General features: G+C 59.2%; 20 protein-coding genes. 7 read left to right on the forward strand and 13 right to left on the reverse strand.

Annotation, left to right across the window (positions count from 1 at the left end; translation table 11 throughout):
• Positions 1-43 precede the first annotated feature (43 nt).
• Both epsC and betT read left to right on the forward strand, forming a co-directional pair.
• On the forward strand, positions 44-970 hold the full coding sequence (gene epsC, locus ACA063_RS01030) for a serine O-acetyltransferase EpsC (RefSeq protein WP_497664458.1): 927 nt from the start codon (positions 44-46) through the stop codon (positions 968-970).
• A 423-nt stretch (positions 971-1,393) separates the two neighbouring features.
• Positions 1,394-3,349, forward strand: a complete 1,956-nt coding sequence (gene betT, locus ACA063_RS01035) for a choline transporter BetT (protein ID WP_497666450.1) — start codon at positions 1,394-1,396, stop codon at positions 3,347-3,349.
• Between the two features lie 18 nt (positions 3,350-3,367).
• Here betT and ACA063_RS01040 read toward each other — a convergent pair whose 3' ends face one another.
• Both ACA063_RS01040 and ACA063_RS01045 read right to left on the reverse strand, forming a co-directional pair.
• The gene (locus ACA063_RS01040; RefSeq protein ID WP_497664459.1) at positions 3,368-3,625 is read right to left on the reverse strand and encodes a hypothetical protein; all 258 of its coding nucleotides are present in this window, start codon (positions 3,623-3,625) and stop codon (positions 3,368-3,370) included.
• 139 nt (positions 3,626-3,764) lie between these two features.
• Entirely contained in the window at positions 3,765-4,505 is a 741-nt protein-coding gene (locus ACA063_RS01045; RefSeq protein WP_497664460.1) for an SDR family oxidoreductase, read from the reverse strand.
• 176 nt (positions 4,506-4,681) lie between these two features.
• On the opposite strand from ACA063_RS01045, the gene mgrA reads away from it, so the two are divergent.
• Positions 4,682-5,719, forward strand: coding sequence for an L-glyceraldehyde 3-phosphate reductase (mgrA, locus tag ACA063_RS01050; RefSeq protein ID WP_497664461.1), 1,038 nt, complete (start codon positions 4,682-4,684; stop codon positions 5,717-5,719).
• A gap of 164 nt (positions 5,720-5,883) precedes the next feature.
• Here mgrA and tauD read toward each other — a convergent pair whose 3' ends face one another.
• The 7 genes from tauD to ACA063_RS01085 form a co-directional block, all read right to left on the reverse strand.
• Positions 5,884-6,726, reverse strand: coding sequence for a taurine dioxygenase (tauD, locus tag ACA063_RS01055; RefSeq protein ID WP_497664462.1), 843 nt, complete (start codon positions 6,724-6,726; stop codon positions 5,884-5,886).
• A gap of 223 nt (positions 6,727-6,949) precedes the next feature.
• On the reverse strand, positions 6,950-7,783 hold the full coding sequence (tauC, locus tag ACA063_RS01060; RefSeq protein ID WP_497664463.1) for a taurine ABC transporter permease TauC: 834 nt from the start codon (positions 7,781-7,783) through the stop codon (positions 6,950-6,952).
• Complete coding sequence (gene tauB, locus ACA063_RS01065; protein ID WP_497664464.1) at positions 7,780-8,574, reverse strand: taurine ABC transporter ATP-binding subunit; 795 nt, start codon at positions 8,572-8,574, stop codon at positions 7,780-7,782. The genes tauC and tauB overlap by 4 nt, the downstream gene beginning before the upstream one ends.
• A 16-nt stretch (positions 8,575-8,590) precedes the next feature.
• The gene (gene tauA, locus ACA063_RS01070) at positions 8,591-9,568 is read right to left on the reverse strand and encodes a taurine ABC transporter substrate-binding protein (RefSeq protein ID WP_497664465.1); all 978 of its coding nucleotides are present in this window, start codon (positions 9,566-9,568) and stop codon (positions 8,591-8,593) included.
• Positions 9,569-9,965: 397 nt separating this feature from the next.
• Positions 9,966-11,549: a glutamate--cysteine ligase gene (gshA, locus tag ACA063_RS01075; protein WP_162437036.1), complete on the reverse strand. Its 1,584-nt coding sequence runs from the start codon at positions 11,547-11,549 to the stop codon at positions 9,966-9,968.
• Between the two features lie 271 nt (positions 11,550-11,820).
• Positions 11,821-12,204, reverse strand: coding sequence for a PaaI family thioesterase (locus ACA063_RS01080; protein WP_497664466.1), 384 nt, complete (start codon positions 12,202-12,204; stop codon positions 11,821-11,823).
• Positions 12,204-14,528 (reverse strand): Tex family protein, encoded by a 2,325-nt coding sequence (locus tag ACA063_RS01085; RefSeq protein ID WP_497664467.1) that lies wholly within the window; start codon positions 14,526-14,528, stop codon positions 12,204-12,206. The genes ACA063_RS01080 and ACA063_RS01085 overlap by 1 nt, the downstream gene beginning before the upstream one ends.
• A 361-nt stretch (positions 14,529-14,889) precedes the next feature.
• On the opposite strand from ACA063_RS01085, the gene ompR reads away from it, so the two are divergent.
• Both ompR and ACA063_RS01095 read left to right on the forward strand, forming a co-directional pair.
• Positions 14,890-15,630 (forward strand): osmolarity response regulator transcription factor OmpR, encoded by a 741-nt coding sequence (ompR, locus tag ACA063_RS01090; RefSeq protein WP_027922237.1) that lies wholly within the window; start codon positions 14,890-14,892, stop codon positions 15,628-15,630.
• A gap of 102 nt (positions 15,631-15,732) precedes the next feature.
• Positions 15,733-17,046, forward strand: a complete 1,314-nt coding sequence (locus ACA063_RS01095) for an ATP-binding protein (RefSeq protein WP_497664468.1) — start codon at positions 15,733-15,735, stop codon at positions 17,044-17,046.
• Positions 17,047-17,138: 92 nt separating this feature from the next.
• Here the strand turns inward: ACA063_RS01095 and rimK are convergent, their stop codons facing one another.
• From rimK to rimA, 3 genes are read right to left on the reverse strand one after another with little or no spacing between them, the layout of a single operon-like run.
• On the reverse strand, positions 17,139-18,044 hold the full coding sequence (rimK, locus tag ACA063_RS01100) for a 30S ribosomal protein S6--L-glutamate ligase (RefSeq protein ID WP_007972871.1): 906 nt from the start codon (positions 18,042-18,044) through the stop codon (positions 17,139-17,141).
• Positions 18,041-18,520, reverse strand: coding sequence for a retropepsin-like aspartic endopeptidase RimB (gene rimB, locus ACA063_RS01105; protein ID WP_008149289.1), 480 nt, complete (start codon positions 18,518-18,520; stop codon positions 18,041-18,043). The genes rimK and rimB overlap by 4 nt, the downstream gene beginning before the upstream one ends.
• 17 nt (positions 18,521-18,537) lie before the next feature.
• On the reverse strand, positions 18,538-19,317 hold the full coding sequence (rimA, locus tag ACA063_RS01110) for a S6 modification regulatory phosphodiesterase RimA (RefSeq protein ID WP_497666451.1): 780 nt from the start codon (positions 19,315-19,317) through the stop codon (positions 18,538-18,540).
• Positions 19,318-19,433: 116 nt separating this feature from the next.
• On the opposite strand from rimA, the gene ACA063_RS01115 reads away from it, so the two are divergent.
• A complete protein-coding gene (locus tag ACA063_RS01115; protein WP_497664469.1) occupies positions 19,434-19,838 on the forward strand; it encodes an RNA-binding S4 domain-containing protein in 405 nt (134 codons plus the stop codon).
• Positions 19,839-19,995: 157 nt separating this feature from the next.
• On the opposite strand, the gene ACA063_RS01120 is transcribed toward ACA063_RS01115, so the two are convergent.
• Entirely contained in the window at positions 19,996-20,799 is an 804-nt protein-coding gene (locus tag ACA063_RS01120) for a phosphatase PAP2 family protein (protein WP_497664470.1), read from the reverse strand.
• A gap of 103 nt (positions 20,800-20,902) precedes the next feature.
• Here ACA063_RS01120 and hslO point away from each other — a divergent pair, with 103 nt between their 5' ends.
• Complete coding sequence (gene hslO / locus ACA063_RS01125; protein WP_162437028.1) at positions 20,903-21,805, forward strand: Hsp33 family molecular chaperone HslO; 903 nt, start codon at positions 20,903-20,905, stop codon at positions 21,803-21,805.
• Positions 21,806-21,815 lie beyond the last annotated feature (10 nt).

Raw genomic sequence — 21,815 nt, forward strand, 5'->3', positions numbered from 1 at the left:
CAAGGTGGCCAGACAGTCCGGCTGCCGATGAGGAGTTTCTACAGTGAGCGAGCGATCCAGCCATTGGCAATTGCAGACCATCGTCAGCCAACTGCGTATCGCGCGTGATCAATGGCGTGCCCAAAACGGTCGCGCCAGTGGCGAGCAGGGCGGTCGCGAGTTGCCTTCACGAGCGGCGATGGCCGACATTCTTGAAGCGCTCTGTGGCGCGCTGTTCCCGATGCGTCTGGGGCCGGTCGACCTGCGTGAGGAGAGTGAAGATTTCTACGTCGGCCACACGCTGGACGTGGCGCTGAACGCATTGCTGGCTCAAGCGCGACTCGAACTGCGTTACGCCGCGCGCCATAGCGCCCAGGCCGATACCGAAGTCGAGGCCAGGACCATTCAGATCATCCAGGATTTCGCCCTCGCGTTGCCGGGGCTGCGCAGCTTGCTGGACACCGATGTGCTGGCGGCCTACCACGGTGACCCGGCGGCGCGCAGCGTTGATGAGGTGCTGCTGTGCTACCCCGGTATCCTCGCGGTGATTCACCATCGCCTGGCGCACCATCTCTACCGCGCCGGGTTGCCGCTGCTGGCGCGGATCAGCGCGGAAATCGCGCACTCGGCCACGGGCATCGATATCCACCCCGGGGCGCAGATCGGTCGCAGCTTCTTTATCGATCACGGGACAGGTGTGGTGATTGGCGAGACCGCCATCATCGGCGAGCGTGTGCGGATCTATCAGGCCGTGACCCTGGGTGCCAAGCGTTTTCCGGCGGATGAAGACGGGCAATTGCAGAAGGGCCATCCGCGGCATCCGATTGTCGAGGATGACGTGGTGATCTACGCCGGTGCGACGATTCTGGGGCGGATTACCATCGGCAAGGGTTCGACCATTGGCGGTAACGTCTGGCTGACCCGCAGCGTGCCGGCGGGGTGCAACCTGACCCAGGCGAATCTGCAGCATGATGATGGGACGCAGAAGTAAGGGCTGAAATCTTCGGTGATTTTCTAACGCCTTCGCGGGCAAGCCCGCTCCCACAGGATCGATGTCGTTCACGCAATGCCGTACGACACAACGCCTGTGGGAGCGTGGCTTGCCCGCGAATGATTTCAAGCCGGACTGTGATAATGGCATTCAGCCAATTATCCAGTGAACCAAACCACCAAATCCCACCTCATACCCTTCCTTGAGCTAGCGTACACACAGTACCGCCGAGCCCTGCGATTAGTCCTTAGCGCCCTATCCATGTTTAACTTGAACGCTCATTCAAGTTAAAACGCCGGTTCGCTGCCCGCTCACAACAGGAGGCTTGCCTTTGCTGAGTCTGATTTTCACAGCCACATTACCTACCTTAGAGGTGCGCGTTTCATGAGTGCATCTTCCCTCCCACCAAGCGGCCAGGTCCGCATGAATCCGCCGGTGTTCTACTTCTCGGCGAGTTTCATTCTGTTGTTCGGCATCGTGGTTATCGCGATGCCCGAGCAAGCCGGGGCCTGGTTGCTGGCGGCGCAAAACTGGGCGGCCAATACGGTCGGCTGGTACTACATGCTCGCGATGACCCTGTACCTGGTCTTCGTGGTGGTCACCGCCTTGTCCGGCTACGGCAAGATCAAGCTCGGTGCCGACCACGACGAACCCGAGTTCAGTTACCTGTCCTGGGCCGGCATGCTGTTTGCCGCCGGGATCAGCATCACGCTGTTTTTCTTTTGTGTGTCCGAGCCGCTGACCCACCTCGCGCAACCGCCCCAGGGCGATGCCGGCACGGCAGATGCAGCGCGGCAGGCGATGCAGATTCTGTTTCTGCACTGGGGACTGCATGGTTGGGGCGTGTTTGCCTTTGTCGGCATGGCGCTGGCCTACTTCGCCTACCGCCATAACCTGCCACTGGCGTTGCGCTCGGCGCTCTATCCACTGATCGGCAAGCGCATCAACGGTCCGATCGGTTATGCGGTGGACGGCTTCGGCATCATCGCCACGGTGTTCGGCCTCGGTGCCGACATGGGCTTTGGCGTGTTGCACCTCAACTCCGGGCTCGACTATCTGTTCGGCGTTGCACACACCCAGTGGGTTCAGGTAGGCCTGATCACGCTGATGATGGGTGCGGCAATCATCGTCGCGGTATCCGGCGTCGATAAAGGCGTGCGGGTGATGTCCGACATCAACATGCTGCTGGCCTGCGCGCTGCTGCTGTTCGTGTTGTTCGCCGGCCCTACGCAGCATTTGCTCAACACCCTGATCCAGAACATTGGCGACTACCTCGGCGCTTTGCCGATGAAGAGTTTTGACCTGTACGCCTATGACAAACCCAGCGACTGGCTGGGCGGCTGGACAGTGTTCTACTGGGCCTGGTGGATTGCATGGTCGCCGTTCGTTGGCCTGTTCATCGCGCGGATTTCCCGTGGCCGGACCATCCGCGAATTCGTTTTTGGCGTGCTGCTGATCCCGCTTGGTTTCACCCTGGCGTGGATGTCGATTTTCGGCAACAGCGCCATCGATCAGGTCCTCAACCACGGCATGAGCGCGCTTGGGATGTCGGCCATCGACAACCCCTCGATGACGCTTTACCTGTTGCTGGAAACCTACCCGTGGAGCAAAACCGTCATCGCGGTCACGGTCTTCATCAGCTTCGTATTCTTCGTCACCTCGGCCGACTCCGGTACCGTGGTGCTGTCGACGCTGTCTGCCAAGGGCGGCAATCCGGATGAAGACGGGCCGAAATGGCTGCGGGTTTTCTGGGGCGCGATGACTGCATTGGTGACCAGTGCGCTGCTGTTCTCCGGCAGCATCGATGCGTTGAAGTCAGCCGTGGTGCTGACCTCGCTGCCGTTCTCGATGATTTTGCTGTTGATGATGTGGGGGCTGCACAAGGCGTTCTACCTGGAGTCGCAAAAGCAGATCGCACAGCTGCATTCCCTGGCACCGGTGTCCGGTTCGCGGCGTGGTGGCTGGCGCCAGCGGTTGAGTCAGGCCGTGCACTTCCCCTCGCGGGATGAGGTCTATCGCTTCCTCGACACGACGGTGCGCCCGGCGATTGAAGAGGTGACTGCCGTATTTGTCGAGAAGGGTTTGAGCGTGGTCACGCAGCCTGACCCGGCCAATGACAGTGTCAGCCTGGAAATCGGTCATGGTGAACAGCATCCGTTCATCTATCAGGTGCAGATGCGTGGCTACTTCACGCCGTCTTTCGCCCGTGGCGGGATGGGTTCGAAGGAGCTCAACAATCGTCGTTACTATCGGGCTGAAGTGCATTTGGCCGAGGGCAGTCAGGACTACGATCTGGTCGGCTACACCAAGGAGCAGATCATCAACGACATCCTCGACCAGTACGAGCGGCACATGCAGTTCCTGCATTTGGTGCGCTGATCAAAAAATGGTGATGGCTCAGGCTTGAGTCATCACCGTGAACAACACCAGTGCGGCCACCGGGACGCTGAACACCAGGCTGCCGACCACCATTTCCGAACTCACGGGCTGGCCGGCAGTGACCACGCCGATGGCGCCGTTGATGACGGTCAGCGCCAGCCACAAGGCGACGAAGCTGTAGGTCAGGGTCTGGCGGCTGAAGCCGATTTTCTCACCGATGAACAGCATCAGCGCCAGGAGGATCAGGCCGAAGGTAATGATGATGGTGGTGTGCATGGTGAGTTCCGCCCTTCGATATGTGTAGTGCTTTTGAAGCCGCTTTCGCGAGCAGGCTCGCTCCCACATGGAACACTGCGAGCCCTGTGAGAGTGAGCCTGCCCGCGGAAGATTCACTGCGGTTTTTTAATGAGCATAGTTAAACCAACCCGCCATTGACCCGCAGAATCTGCCCATTTACCCAGGCCGAATCCGGTCCCACCAGAAACGACACCACGCGAGCGATATCTTCCGGTTGCCCCAGGCGTTCGAGCGGCGGCATCTTCGCAAAATTCTGAATCTGCTCTTCACTCTTGCCATGCAAAAACAGCTCGGTCGCCACCGGGCCGGGTGCGATGGCGTTGACCGTGATCTGACGTCCGCGCATTTCCTTGGCGAACACTTGGGTCAGCGATTCCACCGCCGCCTTGCTGGCAATGTAAACCGCATAGCCCGGCAGGTTCATGCCGACGGTACTGCTGGAGAAGTTGATGATCCGCCCGCCGTCGTTCAGGCGAGTGGCGGCTTCACGCAGGGTGTTGAACGTGCCACGGGCGTGAATGTTGAAGGTCTGGTCGAACAGTTCGTCGGTGTGTTGCGCCAGCGGCATCACCTTGAGGATGCCGGCGTTGTTCACCAGCACATCGACTTTGCCCAACTGCGTTTCGGTCTCCTCGAACAGCCTGCGCACGTCTTCGGCATTGGCCACGTCGGCCTTGATCGCTGCGGCCTGGTGACCCGCCTGACGCAGTTCATCCACCAGTTTTGATGCTTCGGTAGCACTGCTGGCATAGTTAATGGCGACGGCGAAACCTTCACTGGCCAGTTGTCTGGCGATGACGGCGCCGATGCCACGTGAGGCGCCGGTGATGATGGCGACTTTCGATGTTTGCGTGATCATGGCGTTGATACCTGCTGATGGATGGGTAATGGTGTGTGAGGTCAGATTCACATGTTTTTGTTGCGTCGCGCGATAGCCTTGGAGTTGAGTGGCCTTGCTGCGGGTTTGTTTAATTGCACGCCACGGAATTAATGTACTCATCTCAATGAATGTTTACCCAGACAAGAGAGGATTCGATGACTTACACCGCTGCCGAAAACCGCTATGACGCCGTCCCGTACCGCCGTGTAGGCCGCAGCGGGCTGGTATTGCCGGCGCTGTCGTTGGGCCTGTGGCACAACTTCGGCGACAGCACGCCAATCGACACCCAACGCTCGTTGTTGCGCACCGCGTTCGATCTGGGGATCAACCACTTCGACCTGGCCAATAACTATGGCCCGCCGTATGGCAGCGCCGAGATCAATTTCGGCCGTTTGCTGCGTGAAGACTTCAAGCAGTATCGCGACGAACTGATCATCTCGAGCAAGGCGGGTTGGGACATGTGGCCCGGCCCCTACGGCCAGGGCGGCGGTTCGCGCAAATACGTGCTCGCCAGCCTCGACCAGAGCTTGCAGCGCCTGGGCCTGGACTACGTCGACATCTTCTATTCCCACCGCTTCGACCCGGACACGCCGCTGGAAGAAACCGCCAGCGCACTGGCCACTGCCGTGCAGCAAGGCAAGGCTTTGTACATTGGCATCTCGTCTTACTCCGGGGTGAAAACCCGTGAAATGGCCGCGCTGCTAAAGGAGTGGAAAGTGCCGCTGTTGATTCATCAGCCGGCGTACAACCTGCTCAATCGTTGGGTAGAAAAAGACCTGCTGGATGTCACCGACGAGCTCGGCACCGGGGTGATCGCATTCACACCACTGGCCCAGGGGCTGCTGACTGACAAGTACCTCAACGGCGTGCCGGAGGATGCGCGGGTGAATCGTCCGGGGGGTGGCTCATTGCAGGCTTCGCATTTGTCCGAGGCCAACATCGCTCACGTTCGCGCGCTGAACGAGATCGCCAAGCGTCGTGGTCAGAGCCTGGCGCAATTGGCGCTGGCGTGGACGCTGCGGGATCCGCGCGTGACTTCGGCGCTGATCGGCGCGAGTCGTCCGGAGCAGATTATCGAGAACGTCGGGGCATTGAAGAATTTGAGCTTCAGTTCGCAAGAGCTGGCGGAGATTGATGGGTTTGCCCAAGAGGGCGGGATTAATCTTTGGGAGAAGCCATCCTCGGCTGAGTAAGCGTCCGGCGCTGGATTTTTCCGGTGCTTGCAATACCGCTATCGCGGGCAAGCCCGCTCCCACAGGGTTATGTGTTGAGCCAACATTCTGCGGCCAACTGATATACCTGTGGGAGCGGGCTTGCCCGCGATAGCGGTATTTCAGGCAATGACGAAAGTCAGGTCTCACCGAAAAAACGGTACATCCCCCAACACCGTCGCGCGCTGCATCACCCGCCGTGCAGGGCGGTAGTCGTCCACTGCGTAATGCTGCGTCACGCGGTTGTCCCAGAACGCCACATCGTCTTTCTGCCAACGCCAGCGGATGGTGAATTCCGGGCGCGTCGCATGGGCGAACAGCAGCTTCAGAATGGCCTCGCTTTCCGTTTCCGACAGCTCGTTGATCTTCGATGTGAACCCTTCATTGACGAACAACGACCGGCGCCCACTCACGGGGTGGGTGCGGATCACAGGGTGCGACAACGGTGGGTTTTTGCGGCGGGCTTCTTCCCATTGAGCCAGCGCATCTGGCGTGTTGCCGTAGCGTTCCAATGGAAACGAGCGAGTGAAATCGTGGGTGGCGGTCAGGCCTTCGAGCAGGTTTTTCATCGGCGCAGACAGCGCTTCATACGCGGCAATGCCGCTGGCCCACAGCGTGTCACCGCCAAACTCCGGCAGCAGCTTGGCACTGAGCACGGCGCCCATCGCCGGTGTCGGCAGGAAGGTCACGTCGGTGTGCCAGATCGCGTTGTCGCGCACGTCGGTCACGGCGGTATCAAGGATCAGCACTTCAGGTTGTTCAGGCACGTTGGGGTAGATCGGATGGATGTGCAGGTCGCCAAAATAGGAGGCGAACCGCGCCTGTTGCTGAGGCGTGATCGGCTGGTCGCGGAAGAACAACACCTGGTGCTTGAGCAACGCCTGCTCGATAACGTCGCGTTGTTCCAGGTTCAGCGGCTGGCTCACGTCGACGCCGCTGATCTGCGCGCCGAGGGCCGAGCTTAGGGGGACGATTGACAGGTTACTCATGGTCGTTCTCTAAAATGCCGGGGCGTAAATGAATTCTGGTGGCCGTACATAAATTTTTTGAACGACACCGCACCTGTAGGAGCGGTGTAGGAGACTTGTAGGAGCTGTCGAGTGAAACGAGGCTGCGATCTTTTGATGTTGTTTTTTACAAGCAAGATCAAAAGATCGCAGCCTTCGGCAGCTCCTACAGAGTTGAATCAAGAATTGGGGCAACTCAAAGTACTCAGTGAGCCTGGCCGTGCCACGGCACCAGCTTGCGTTGCAGGGCACGCAGGCCCATTTCCATGGCGAAGGCAATCAGCGCGATGACCAGAATCCCCAGTACCACCACATCGGTGACCAGGAACTGCGCGGCCGATTGCACCATGAAGCCCAAACCGCTGGTGGCGGCGATCAATTCGGCGGCGACCAGTGTCGACCAACCCACACCGAGACCAATGCGCACGCCGGTCAGAATGTCCGGCAAGGCGCTTGGCAGAATCACATGGCGAATCAGCTGCGCCCGTGTTGCGCCCAGCGACTGCGCGGCACGCAGCTTGGCCGGGTCGACCGTGCGCACACCCGTGGCCGTGGCGATGGCGATGGGCGCAAAGATCGCGAGGTAGATCAGCAGGACTTTGGACAGCTCACCGATGCCGCACCAGATCACGATCAGCGGCAGGTAGGCTAACGGTGGAATAGGGCGGTAGAACTCGATCAGCGGATCGAGAATGCCGCGGGCAATGCGGTTGTGGCCGATGGCGATGCCGACCGGTACCGCCGTCAATACCGCGAAGCCCAGGCCCAGCCCGATGCGACTCAGACTGGCGCCCAAGTGCTGCCACAAGGTGGAGTCCATGTAGCCGGTGGTCACCAGCAACCAGCCCTTTTGCAGGACGGCGGACGGAGGCGGCAGGAACAGCGGTTCGATCATGCCGGTAGCCGTCACCGCCCACCAGAGCGCCACCAACGCGACCAGTGTCAGGACACTGATCCAGCGTGTGCTCAAGCTGCGCCGTACAGGTATCACCGTCGAAACGGTTTTTACCGTGACAGCCGGAATTTCATAGCTGCTCATGCGCGCTCCTGCCGCTGGGCGGCGCTGCGTTGGGAGAACACCTTGGCGAGGACGTGTTCGCGGGTTTCGATAAAGCGTGGGTCGGATTTGATCGCCCGTGCCGATTCGCCAGCGGCGTAGCGCTGACCGAAATCAAGACTCAAGCGCTCTACGATTTGCCCAGGATTAGGCGCCAGAAGAATCAGGTCAGTGGCAAGAAATACGGCTTCTTCGATGTCGTGGGTAATCAGAAAAACCGGTTTGGCGGTGCGCTGCCAGACTTGCAGCAAGAGCTCTTGCATCTGTTCGCGGGTGAACGCGTCGAGGGCGCCGAACGGTTCGTCCATCAGCAATACGCGAGGGTCGGCAGCCAGCGCGCGGGCCAGGCCGACGCGCTGTTTCTGTCCGCCCGAGAGTTGCCAGATCCGGCGGTTCTCGAAACCGGAAAGGTCCACCAGCGCGAGCATTTCCCTGGCGCGGATTTCGCGTTTTTCACGAGACACCCCCGCCAGCTCCAGACCGAAGCCGACGTTGGCCAGCACGTCTTGCCAAGGCAGCAGGGCATCGTCCTGGAACACCACGCCGCGTTCGGCGCTCGGCCCTTTGACCGGTACGCCGTCCAGCGTGATACGCCCGGTGCTGGGCTCGACGAAACCGGCAATCAGGTTCAACAGCGAGGTCTTGCCACTGCCGGACGGGCCGAGAGCCACCAGCAACTGCTGAGGCCCAAGGCTCAAGGAAATATCCGCCAGCACCGGTTCCGGGCTACCGGGGTACTGTGCGCTGATGCGCTCCAGCTGTAGCAAAGCCATCGCAATGAACTCCCGATCAGTTAGTGATGAACTTGGCGCTGACGTAAGGCGCGTAGTCCGGCAGTACAGCTTCGACCTTGCCCTGTTCCTTAAGGAACGTGGCGGTGTCGGTGATGGCTTTGGTGGTTGGCGCGCCAAGGGTGATCACCTGATCAGCCGCCAGCGGGTAGACGTTGCCTTGCAGCAGCAACGGAATGTCGCTGGCCTTGGCGCCGGAGAGTTTCACCAGCTTGTCGACATTGGATTGATTGGCGAGCCAGGCTTGAGGGTCTTTGCGATATTCGGCGTAGGCGTCGAGGGTGACTTTGGCGAACGCGGTGACGATTTCCGGGTGTTTTTCGGCGAAGTCTTTGCGCACGATCCAGGCATCGAACGTCGGTGCGCCGAACTTGGTCAATTCACCAGAAGTGATCAGCACTTTGCCGTTTTCCTTGGCAACGCCCAGGGCCGGATCCCACACGTAAGTAGCGTCGATGTCACCGCGTTTCCACGCAGCAATGATCGCGGGCGGGGCGAGGTTCAGGACGGTGACTTTCGACGGGTCGATGTTCCAGTGCTTCAGTGCCGCCAGCAGGCTGTAGTGGCCGGTGGAGACAAATGGCACGGCGATTTTTTTGCCGATCAGGTCTTGCGGGGTCTTGATGCCGGAACCATCGCGAGCGACCAGGGCTTCGGCGGCGCCGATCTGGGTGGCAATGAGGAAGGTTTCCACCGGGACTTTGCGGGTGATCGCGGCAGTCAGGGGGCTGGAACCCAGGTAGCCGATTTGTACATCACCGGAGGCAATGGCGGCGATGATGTCGGCGCCGTTGTCGAATTTGCGCCAGTCAATCTTGGCGTTGGTGGCTTTTTCGTACGCGCCGTCGGCCTGGGCGACTTTCGCCGGGTCAACGGTGGTCTGGTAGGCGACGGTCACGTCGGCTGCCTGGACAAAGAAACTCGCCGCAGCCAGCGAAGCGGCCGCCAGGAGGCGAAGGGGGAAGTGCAGTTTCATGGAGAAGCTCCTCAACAGGCAGCCGAGAGTTGGCATGTGAGGAGACTAAATGATCTAAGAATCCTTAAATAAATAACTTTTTAGAATTAGCTTATGAGTGGAAAACCGGTGCGCAAACCCATGGGGCCAAGGGCTTCCGTAGTGGAGGGGATTTTTGTGGTGAAAGGGATTTTTGGTAGTGAGGAGATTTACTGTGGTGAGGAGATTTACTGTGGTGAGGGGATTTACTGTGGTGAGGGGATTTACTGTGGTGAGGGGATTTATCCCCGTTGGGCTGCGAAGCAGCCCCCATTTCACAGGTATGGCGACTGCTTCGCAGTCGAACGGGGATAAATCCCCTCGCCACACAAGCCCCTCACCACAGTTAGTCCCCCGCCGCCCGCAGGACCGCCAACGATCAGTTACTGATCGCCAGAATACTCGCCTGATACGATCCGACGAACACGTCGAAATCACCGACTTCGTTCTGCTCCAGCTCCACCTGTTCGGCCAGCGAAGTGCGCGCACGGTTTTCAAACGTCGCCTGGGCTTCGGCTGACAGCGGCTCGCTTCGGAAATACTCGGCATGTGCGCGGCTCTGGCGCAGGGAGAACTGGGCGAAGCTTTCCTTATGCTCGGCCATCGACGCCAACACCATGGCCGACGGCGTCCGGGACGGGTCCTTGATCTTCTCCATCTGCACGTCCAGCGCCTTGCTGTGAGCATCGCCGCCATGGCTTTGATCAAGCAGTGCGGCCAGCGGTGCAATCTTCTCCAGCAGCTCGGCAGCCCATTCCTTCATGTCCACCGGTTGACCGTCGCGCTGCAGTTGCAAGCCTGGGCGGCGACCTTCCTTGACCACGCTGAGGAAGTTCGAGGTCGCATTGCCACAGCTGCTGTTGGTCAGCAGAGGGCTTTCGTTGAGCGCGCAATACAACAGGAAGGCGTCGAGGAAGCGCGACTCGGTGAGATCGATGCCCATCGGCAGGAACGGGTTGATGTCCAGGCAGCGCACTTCGACGTACTGAATGCCACGGGCCACCAGCGCCTGGATCGGCCGCTCGCCGGTGTAAGTCACGCGCTTGGGACGGATGTTGGAGTAGTACTCGTTTTCGATCTGCAGGATGTTGGTGTTGAGCTGAACCCACTCACCGTCCTGATGAGTGCCGATTTCAACGTACGGCGCATAAGGTGTCGCCACCGCTTTGCGCAAGCTGTCGGTGTAGCTCGCCAGGTCGTTGTAGCACGGCGTCAAGCCGGCCTGGGCGTTGCTCTGGTAACCCAGGTCGCTCATGCGCAGGCTGGTGGCGTAGGGCAGGTACAAGGTGTCCGGGTCCAACTGCTCGAGCTGGTGCGAACGACCGCGCAGGAATCCGGCGTCGAGCGCTGGCGAGGCACCGAACAGGTACATCAGCAGCCAGCTGTAGCGACGGAAGTTACGGATCAGTGCGATGTAGGCCGACGATTGATAATCGCGGTCGGTGCCGACAAAGCCTTCGGCCTCTTTGAGCAGCGGCCAGAGTTTTTCCGGCAGGGAAAAATTGTAGTGAATCCCGGCGATGCACTGCATGGTCTTGCCGTAACGCAGGGCCAGGCCCTTGCGGTACACGTACTTGAGCTGCCCTATGTTGGACGTGCCGTAGTAGGCGATCGGGATATCTTCCTCGGCCGGCAACGGGCACGGCATCGACGGACTCCACAGAAACTCGTTGCCGAGCTTGCTGTAGGCAAAGCGGTGAATGCTGTCCAGGCTCGCCAGCGTGTCGGCCGGGTCGGGCAGGGCTGGCGTGATGAACTCCAGCAGCGACTCGGAATAGTCGGTGGTGATTTGTTCGTTGGTCAGCGCGGAACCCAATTCTTCCGGGTGCGGCGTTTGCGCCAGGCGACCTTCGCTGGTCACGCGCAGGCATTCACGTTCGATGCCGTGAAGGCACTGTTCGAGCAGAGAGAGGTTAGCGCGCTCGCCGAGCAGAGCCAGGCGGCGGTTGAGAAGTTCGCTCAAGTTGGATTCCTTCACGCGTCAGTCGCCCCAATATGGGGGTGGGCAAGACGGTCTACAAGGGTGAAGTAGAAACTGGCGTTTTCGCCTGGTTTTTGCAACCGCGCAAGCCATGCCGGTTAGTAAAGAACTGCACAATCCCTGTAGGAGTGAGCCTGCTCGCGATAGCGGCGTGTCAGACGACGTTTATGTTGACTAACACACCGCTATCGCGAGCAGGCTCACTCCTACAGGATTCGTTGCGCTGAAATTAACTCAAATCGATGAGATCTAGCTACAGGACAGCGAACGTGCCTTGTGCTTTTGCGACTAATTTTTCGCCTTGCATCACGTCAGCTTCGACCACCAGCGTGCGACGGCCCGGGTGAATCACCCGTGCCGTGCACATCACTTCACCGTCGGACACGGCGCGAATGTAGTTGATCTTGCATTCGATGGTCGCGCTCTGCTGGTCAAAGCCGTGGGTGCTGGAACAGGCCAGCCCCATGGCGATGTCCACCAGACTGAACAATGCCCCGCCGTGCAGCTTGCCGCCGCGATTGCGCAACTGTGGCTCAAGCGCCAGGGCGACTTGTGCCACACCGGTTTCCAGGCTGTGCAGGCGACATCCCAGTAGCTTGAAAAACGCGCTTTCGGTCAGGCCGGCAGGGATCTCCATCAGCGTTTCTTCAACTGCTTGGCGTTGGCGAACAGCGACGCCATGGCGTTGTTGGCCGGAGCCGCAGCCGTGGTTTCCTTGCGTGGAGCGGAGTTCTGGGATTGGCGCGGAGCCGAACCCGGACGTGCACCACGGGCGCCGTCGATTTTCTCACCCGGTGTGTCGCTCATGCGCATTGACAGGCCAACGCGTTTACGCGGGATGTCGATTTCCATGACCTTCACTTTCACCACGTCACCGGCCTTCACTGCTTCACGAGGATCCTTGATGAACTTCTCCGAAAGCGCAGAGATGTGCACCAAACCGTCCTGATGCACGCCGATGTCGACGAATGCGCCGAAGTTGGTCACGTTGGTGACGACACCTTCGAGGATCATGCCCAGTTGCAAGTCCTTGAGGTCTTCGACGCCTTCCTGGAACTCGGCGGTCTTGAACTCCGGGCGTGGGTCGCGACCAGGCTTTTCAAGCTCTTGCAGAATGTCGGTGACCGTCGGCAAACCGAAAGTTTCGTCGGTGTACTTCTTCGGATCAAGACGCTTGAGGAAGCTGGCATCACCGATCAGGGAGCGGATATCGCGGTCAGTCTCGGCGGCGATACGCTGCACCAATGGATAGGCTTCCGGGTGAACCGCGGACGAATCCAGCGGGTTGTCGCCATTCATGACCCGCAGGAAGCCAGCGGCCTGTTCGAAGGTTTTTTCGCCCAGGCGTGCAACTTTCTTCAGTGCGGCGCGGGTTTTGAAGGCGCCGTGCTCGTCGCGATGGCTGACGATGTTCTGTGCCAGCGTTGCGTTGAGGCCGGAGATACGGGCCAGCAGCGCCACAGAGGCAGTGTTGACGTCGACGCCGACGGCGTTCACGCAGTCCTCGACCACAGCGTCCAGGCCGCGCGCCAGTTTCAGCTGCGACACATCGTGCTGGTACTGGCCGACACCGATGGATTTCGGATCGATCTTCACCAGTTCTGCCAGCGGATCCTGCAGACGACGGGCAATGGACACCGCGCCACGGATCGACACGTCGAGGTCCGGGAATTCCTTGGAAGCCAGTTCCGAAGCCGAGTAAACCGATGCACCGGCCTCGGAGACCATTACCTTGGTCATTTTCATCGCTGGATACTTTTTGATCAGTTCAGCGGCGAGCTTGTCGGTTTCCCGGCTGGCGGTGCCGTTGCCGATGGCGATCAGGTCCACCGAATGCTTCGCGCACAGGGCGGCGAGCACGGCGAGGGTCTGGTCCCACTTGTTGTGCGGTACGTGCGGGTACACCGTGGCGTGGTCCAGCAGCTTGCCGGTGGAGTCGACCACGGCGACCTTGCAGCCGGTGCGCAGGCCGGGGTCGAGGCCCAGGGTGGCACGTGGGCCGGCGGGTGCCGACAGCAGCAAGTCGTGCAGGTTGTGCGCGAAAACGTTGATCGCTTCGGTTTCCGCGCCGTCGCGCAGTTCGCCGAGCAAGTCGGTTTCGAGGTGGGTGTAGAGCTTGACCTTCCAGGTCCAGCGCACCACTTCGCCCAGCCATTTGTCGGCCGCGCGGTTCTGGTTCTGGATGCCGAACTGCTGGCCGATCATGCCTTCGCACGGGTGCATGGTGCCCGGGAGCTCGTCGCCGACTTTCAACGCGGAGCTGAGAATGCCTTCGTTGCGGCCACGGAAAATCGCCAGGGCACGGTGCGATGGCATGCTTTTCAGGGGTTCATCGTGTTCGAAGTAGTCGCGGAACTTGGCGCCTTCCTCTTCCTTCCCGGCGATGACACGGGCACTCAGGGTGGCTTCCTGCTTCAGGTAGCTGCGCAGTTTGTCGAGCAGACCGGCGTCTTCGGCGAAGCGCTCCATGAGGATGTACTTGGCGCCTTCGAGGGCGGCCTTCACGTCGGCCACGCCTTTTTCGGCGTCGATGAAGCGCGCAGCTTCAGCGTCCGGCGCCAGGGTAGGGTCGTTGAACAGGCCGTCAGCCAGCTCTCCGAGGCCGGCTTCCAGGGCGATCTGGCCCTTGGTGCGGCGTTTCTGCTTGTACGGCAGGTACAAGTCTTCAAGGCGGGTCTTGGTGTCGGCGAGCTTGATGTCGCGTTCCAGTTGCGGGGTCAGCTTGCCTTGTTCCTGGATGCTGGCCAGGATGCTGATGCGCCGTTCGTCGAGTTCTCGCAGGTAGCGCAGACGTTCTTCAAGGTGGCGCAGCTGGATGTCATCGAGGCTGCCGGTCACTTCTTTCCGGTAGCGGGCGATGAAGGGAACGGTAGAGCCCTCATCGAGTAGCGCGACGGCCGCTTCGACCTGTTGTGGGCGTACGCCGAGTTCCTCGGCGATGCGGCTGTTGATGCTGTCCATAAAACCACCTGACAAATTGTGAAAGCAGGCTCGCAGGCGCAGAGATAAGGGCTCGGCGAGTCTGGTTGAGCGGCCTGGCCTGCGCCGCTACCTGGATCAACAGGCATTCCGTTGACCCGTGAAATCGAACAATTACTGCCGGCGCCATGAAAATAAAAAGCGGTCGCCGGGGTAAACGATCAGACGTTGCCTGACACAAAACGCCGCGCATTATAACCAGCGTTCGATCATTCGGGGGCATCACCGACCTTGGCGATAACGCCCGGCGTGCTGGCGGTGAAGGAAAAATCTGCTAACAATGCACACGGTGCGTATAACGGCAGCTACGCCATAATGCGCGCCGAGCTAAAAGGAGCATCTAATGAGCAGCACTGCAAACATTGCTGAAGGCGAAAAAATTCTTATTGTTGACGACGATCCAGGGCTCAGCAGCCTGCTGGAACGCTTTTTCGTCAGCAAAGGCTACCGAGCCCGTGCCGTACCGAACACTGAACAAATGGATCGCCTGTTGGCGCGCGAAGTGTTCAACCTGGTTGTTCTCGACCTGATGCTGCCTGGCGAAGACGGCTTGACCGCTTGCCGCCGCCTGCGCACCGCTAACAATCAGATCCCGATCATCATGCTCACCGCCAAGGGCGACGAGCTGAGCCGTATCAAAGGCCTCGAACTGGGCGCCGACGACTACCTGGCCAAGCCGTTCAACCCGGATGAGCTGATGGCTCGCGTCAAAGCCGTGTTGCGTCGCCAGTCCACCCCTGTGCCGGGTGCGCCGGGCAGTGAAGACGAAAGCGTGACCTTCGGTGACTACGAGCTGTCGCTGGCCACCCGTGAGCTGAAGCGCGGCGATGAAGTGCACATGCTCACTACCGGTGAGTTTGCGGTACTGAAGGCCCTGGTCATGAACGCGCGTCAGCCTCTGACCCGCGACAAACTGATGAACCTGGCCCGTGGCCGTGAGTGGGATGCTCTGGAGCGCTCCATCGACGTGCAGATTTCCCGTCTGCGCCGAATGATCGAACCCGATCCATCCAAACCGCGTTATATCCAGACTGTCTGGGGCGTGGGTTACGTGTTCGTTCCGGATGGCGCCGCCACCAAGTGATCGGCGTTTTGTAGGAGCGGGTCTTGCGGACGATGTTGTCCGCAGACTCGCGATCCGCAATATGCGAGCATCCTCGCTCCTGCAAGCGTGTAACGGCTATTCATGAAAACCCCGATTTGGTTTCCCCAAAGTTTCTTCTCCCGCACCCTTTGGTTGGTGCTGATTGTCGTTCTGTTTTCCAAGGCGCTGACCCTGGTTTATCTATTGATGAACGAGGACGTGCTGGTGGACCGGCAATATAGCCACGGCGTCGCCCTGACGCTTCGCGCCTATTGGGCGGCTGATGAAAAAAACCGTGAAGTAATTGCCAATAAGGTGCCGCTGATTCGTGTGGTGGGTGCCGGCGTGCCGGAAGGCGAACAGCACTGGCCTTACAGCGAAATTTACCAGCGTCAGATGCAGACAGAGTTGGGGCCTGACACCGAAGTCCGATTACGCATGCATTCGCCGCCGGCGTTGTGGGTCCGGGCGCCGAGCCTGGGTGAAGGCTGGCTGAAAGTGCCCCTTTATCCGCACCCTTTGCGCGGTCAAAAAATCTGGAACGTACTCGGCTGGTTCCTGGCCATCGGCTTGCTGTCGACTGCTTCAGCCTGGATCTTCGTCAGCCAGCTCAACCAACCCTTGAAACGTCTGGTCTTTGCCGCAAGGCAACTCGGCCAGGGTCGCAGCGTGCGCCTGCCAATCAGTGACACACCGAGCGAGATGACCGAGGTGTACCGCGCATTCAACCAGATGGCTGAAGACGTCGAGCAGGCCGGTCGCGAGCGCGAGCTGATGTTGGCCGGCGTCTCGCACGACCTGCGGACTCCGCTGACCCGCTTGCGCTTGTCTCTGGAATTGATGGGCGACCGCAGCGACCTCACCGATGACATGGTGCGCGACATCGAAGACATGGATGCGATTCTCGACCAGTTCCTGGCGTTTATCCGCGATGGTCGCGACGAGTCGGTGGAAGAGGTCGACTTGATCGATCTGGTGCGCGAAGTCGCCGCTCCTTACAACCAGAATGAAGAAAAAGTAAGACTGCGCCTGGAGCCGATCCAGCCATTCCCGTTGCGTCGGGTGTCGATGAAACGACTGCTGAATAATCTGATCGGCAACGCGCTGCATCACGCTGGCAGTGGTGTCGAGGTCGCGGCTTACGTGTCTGGAGATACCAGCGCCCCGTATGTGGTGCTGAGTGTGATGGACCGTGGGGCGGGGATTGATCCTTCTGAATTGGAAGCGATCTTCAACCCGTTTACCCGTGGTGATCGTGCTCGGGGTGGAAAGGGGACTGGATTGGGGCTGGCAATCGTGAAGCGGATCGCTTCGATGCATGGCGGGAATGTTGAGTTGCGCAACAGAGCCGGTGGCGGACTGGAAGCGCGGGTGCGGTTGCCGTTGGGGCTGATGCTGCCGCGAGATGCGGTTTAACCACTGAAAAGATCGCAGCCTGCGGCAGCTCTACAGGGAACGCATTCCCATGTAGGAGCTGCCGCAGGCTGCGATTTTTTGATCTTTGCGCTTTAACCTTTGCCTTTGGTCCGGGTCATGTTCGGCCCGCCATTCTTCTCGAGATGCTCGATGATGATCCCCGCTACATTCTTCCCGGTGGTGGTTTCAATCCCTTCCAGGCCCGGCGACGAATTAACCTCCATCACCAACGGTCCGTGATTGGAGCGCAGGATATCCACACCCGCTACCGCAAGGCCCATCACTTTCGCCGCACGTAATGCAGTCATGCGCTCTTCCGGCGTGATCTTGATCAGGCTTGCACTCCCACCCCGATGCAGGTTGGAACGAAACTCCCCGGGTTTAGCCTGCCGCTTCATCGCCGCGATCACTTTGTCGCCGACCACAAAGCATCGAATGTCCGCGCCGCCGGCTTCCTTGATGTACTCCTGAACCATGATGTTTTGCTTGAGGCCCATGAACGCCTCGATCACCGACTCTGCCGCCGTTGCGGTTTCGCAAAGCACCACGCCAATGCCTTGAGTGCCTTCCAGCACCTTGATCACCAGGGGTGCACCGTTGACCATTTCAATCAAATCGGGAATGTCATCCGGCGAGTGAGCAAACCCGGTGACCGGCAAACCGATACCGCGACGCGAAAGCAGTTGCAGCGAGCGCAGCTTGTCTCGCGAACGTGCGATGGCCACCGACTCGTTAAGCGGAAAAACCCCCATCATTTCGAACTGACGCAACACGGCGCAGCCATAAAACGTCACCGACGCGCCGATCCGCGGAATGACCGCATCGAAGCCTTCCAGCGGCTTGCCGCGATAGTGAATCTGCGGTTTGTGGCTGGCGATGTTCATGTAGGCGCGCAGGGTGTCGACCACCACCATTTCATGGCCACGCTCGGTTCCGGCTTCGACCAGACGACGAGTGGAATACAGACGCGGGTTACGCGACAGCACAGCGATCTTCATGCAACACCTGTGGAGGAGGTAGATACCGGGAACACCGGCTTGTCTTGTACGTATTTAATGCCCGGATTGACCACCAGTTGGCCATCGATCAGGGCTTTGGAGCCGAGTAGCAGGCGATAGCGCATGGATTTGCGGCAGGCGAGGGTGAACTCGACCCGCCAGACCCGATCACCAAGGGCCAGGGTAGTGCTGACCACGTATCGCATTTGCGCGTGACCATTGGAGCTTTTAATGGTTTTCATCGTCACCAGCGGTGCTTCGCAGCGCCTGTGACGCAGTTGCACCACCGTCCCGAGGTGCGCGGTAAAGCGCACCCACTGCTCACCATCGCGCTCGAACGGTTCGATGTCGGTGGCATGCAGGCTGGAGGTGCTGGCACCGGTGTCAATTTTTGCCCGAAGTCCCGCGACTCCCAGATCCGGGAGCGCCACCCACTCGCGCAGACCGACAACGGTCAAATGGTCAAATGTCTTCAATAGGGATAAACCAGCGATTAACGCGTCCAGGCTCCAGGTGTTACCTGGGCCAACGCTTTGAATGCAGGTTTGGCGAACCAGTAACCCTGCATCAGAAAAATTCCACAGTCCGCCAGAAAATCCCTTTCCCCGGCGCTTTCGATGCCTTCGGCAATGACTGTAACGTTCAACTCCGCACAGATTGTGACAATCCCTCGAACGATAGCCTGACGAACACGATCGCGGTCGACATCGCGGATGAGCGCCATGTCGAGCTTGATCAGGTCCGGTTGGAAATCGGCGAGCAGATTGAGCCCCGAGTAGCCCGCCCCGAAATCGTCAATGGCGGTCTTGAAGCCGAATTCGCGGTATTCACGCAGAATATTGGTCAAATGGCGATAGTTATCTACGTGCTCGCTTTCCAGTGTTTCGAAAATCAGCTGTTTGATCGGGAAGTTGTGCTTTTGTGCAGCTTCCAGCGTGCTTCGAATGCACAGCTCCGGGCGGTAAACAGCATTTGGCATAAAGTTGATCGACAGGTTCGTTTGCATCCCTAAACGCGCAGCACCTTCAATGGCTCGGGTCCGGCAGAGCTGGTCGAAACGATAGCGGTTTTGATCGGTAACCTGATCAAGCACGGACATCGCGCCTTGACCGTCCACTCCTCGCACCAAGGCTTCATGAGCGAAAATGGAGTGATCTCGCAGGTCGACGATGGGTTGGTAAGCAAAGGCAAAATCGAACCCCAAGGGTTCGCTTTGCTGACATCCCTGACACCCGACCTTGGGCGCAGTCAATGAAGACGGAAATATAGTCACTCGATCACTCCACGGCGTTGAACCGGCCAAGATCTCATTCTATCTGGAGGGCCGGGTTCTTGCGCCCGACAGAAACGGTAGTACAGTTCCGACTATTGTCTGAAAGAGGAATTCCAGTGGCACAAAAACAGGAAGAGGACGACAAGGTCCGTCTCGATAAGTGGTTGTGGGCTGCGCGTTTTTACAAAACACGTGCCCTGGCCAAGGCGGCCATTGAAAGCGGCAAGGTGCATTGTCGTGGCGAGCGCTGCAAACCGGGCAAGGAGCCCCGGGTCGGTGACGAATTTCAGATTCGCGCCGGTTTCGATGAGCGCACGGTGGTGGTCAAGGCGCTGTCGAGCGTGCGCGGTGGCGCGCCGCAAGCACAGACACTGTACGCCGAAACCGAAGCCAGTATCGCCAAACGCGAAGCTGCTGCGGCCATGCGAAAAGCGGGCTCGCTGGGCGTGAGTACGGACGGCAAGCCGAGCAAGAAGCAGCGCCGGGATTTGTTCAAGTTTCGTGGCAGCAGTAACGAGTAGTCATTGTTTTGTGGCGAGGGAGCTTGCTCCCGCTGGAGGCCGAAGGACTCCTGATCCTGACAACTGCATTCTTGCAGCAAGAACACGGTCGTCTGGCTTTGCGGTTGCTGCGCAACCGAGCGGGAGCAAGCTCCCTCGCCACGTAGGCATCAAGGCATTAACTTGCAGCCCGCACCACACTCATCCGCGAAACCACTGGCAATCTGCCCAGCAGTTCAAACACCGGCGCCGTTATCTTCAGGAAAAACTCTGAAACATAATAGGCAAGCGGCGTGTAGTAACCCCAACCCAACGCCCACACCGCCAGCATCACACCGCCAATGTAATCGTCCTGACCCCAGTGGGCACCCGCCACGAGACGCGGCATCATGAACAGCAGTGCAAGACTCCAGATCACCGCTGTCTGCCACGTGGAGCGACTGAACACCGTCATGAACAGCGCCCAGATCAGTAGCACTGACGCATGGTCTCCCGGAAAACTCTGACTCGATCGGTCCTTCAGTTCCCAGGCTTTTTCAAGCCCCGGAAAGTAGTCGCTCATGCGGACGGCGCTGTCGATCACCATCGACGGACTGCTGTGCTGCCAGTCCATATGCACGGCCAGTTTTGAAAACAGCATTCGGATAAACAGCAACAACAGCAGCGTCGAGAGAAACCCGAAAAACGCCTGGCGCACTTCATTGGCTTTGAATACCCAATCGCCCTTGATCAGCAGGGTCAAAAGAATCACGCCGACCACCGCGTCGAAGGGGCGCAGACTTGCAATCGCCCAGATGTGCAGCCATATCGGGTTAGTCGCCAGTGGCGAATTGAGGCGGTAAAAAAGCCACTCGTCGAAAATCACACACACCATCTGCCCTGTAGGCCATAACCAGAAGGCCAGCAGTGCCAGCGGCACAAAGTTGCACAGAGCTAACCGGCGCAGGTTCCACCTTGCTTGGAACAAACCCGGATTGTTCATAAAATGCCTCCCATGGCTGAAAATTTCGCACCAAAACGGTGCCGAATAAGCAAGATTCTCACTTTTTGAAATCACTTTGTCATTAATTCAGATACCCAGACCTATGACCGATCTAACGGATACCGACTACACCCAACGCTTCATCTTCGATGACAGCGATACCCGCGGCGAACTGGTTTCGTTGGAACTCAGCTACGCCGAAGTCTTGGCAAAACACGCCTACCCGGAGCCCGTCGCGCAGCTGCTGGGCGAGTTGATGGCAGCGGCGTCGCTGCTCGTGGGCACCTTGAAATTTGATGGTTTGCTGATCCTTCAGGCCCGGTCCGATGGTCCGATCCCGCTGTTGATGATCGAGTGTTCCAGCGAGCGTGAGATCCGTGGCCTGGCCCGTTATGAAGCTGACCGGATTGCCCCCGATGCGACCCTCGCCGACCTTATGCCCAATGGCGTACTGGCGCTGACGGTCGACCCGAAACAGGGTCAGCGTTACCAGGGGATCGTCGATCTCGACGGCGAAACGCTGTCCGAATGCTTCACCAACTATTTCGTCATGTCCCAGCAAGTGGGCACGCGCTTCTGGCTGTACGCGGATGGCCGTCGTGCTCGCGGTCTGCTGCTGCAGCAATTGCCCGCCGACCGTCTCAAGGACGAAGAAGAACGCGCCGACAGCTGGCAGCACATCACCGCGCTGGGCAGCACGCTGACCGCCGATGAGTTGCTCAGCCTGGACAACGAAACCGTGCTCCATCGTCTGTACCACGAAGAACAGGTTCGACTCTTCGATGTGCAAAAACTGCGCTTCCGTTGCAGTTGCTCCCGCGAACGTTCGGCCAATGCTCTGGTGAGTCTGGGTCTGGAGGATGCGCAGGAACTGGTCATCGAACACGGTGGCAACATCGAGATCGATTGCCAGTTCTGCAACCAGCGCTACCTGTTTGATGCCGCGGATATCACTCAATTGTTCGCTGGAGCGGGTGTAGATACTCCGTCAGATACCCGGCACTAAAACGGTTCAG

The sequence above is a fragment of the Pseudomonas sp. LBUM1643 genome (assembly GCF_059716215.1).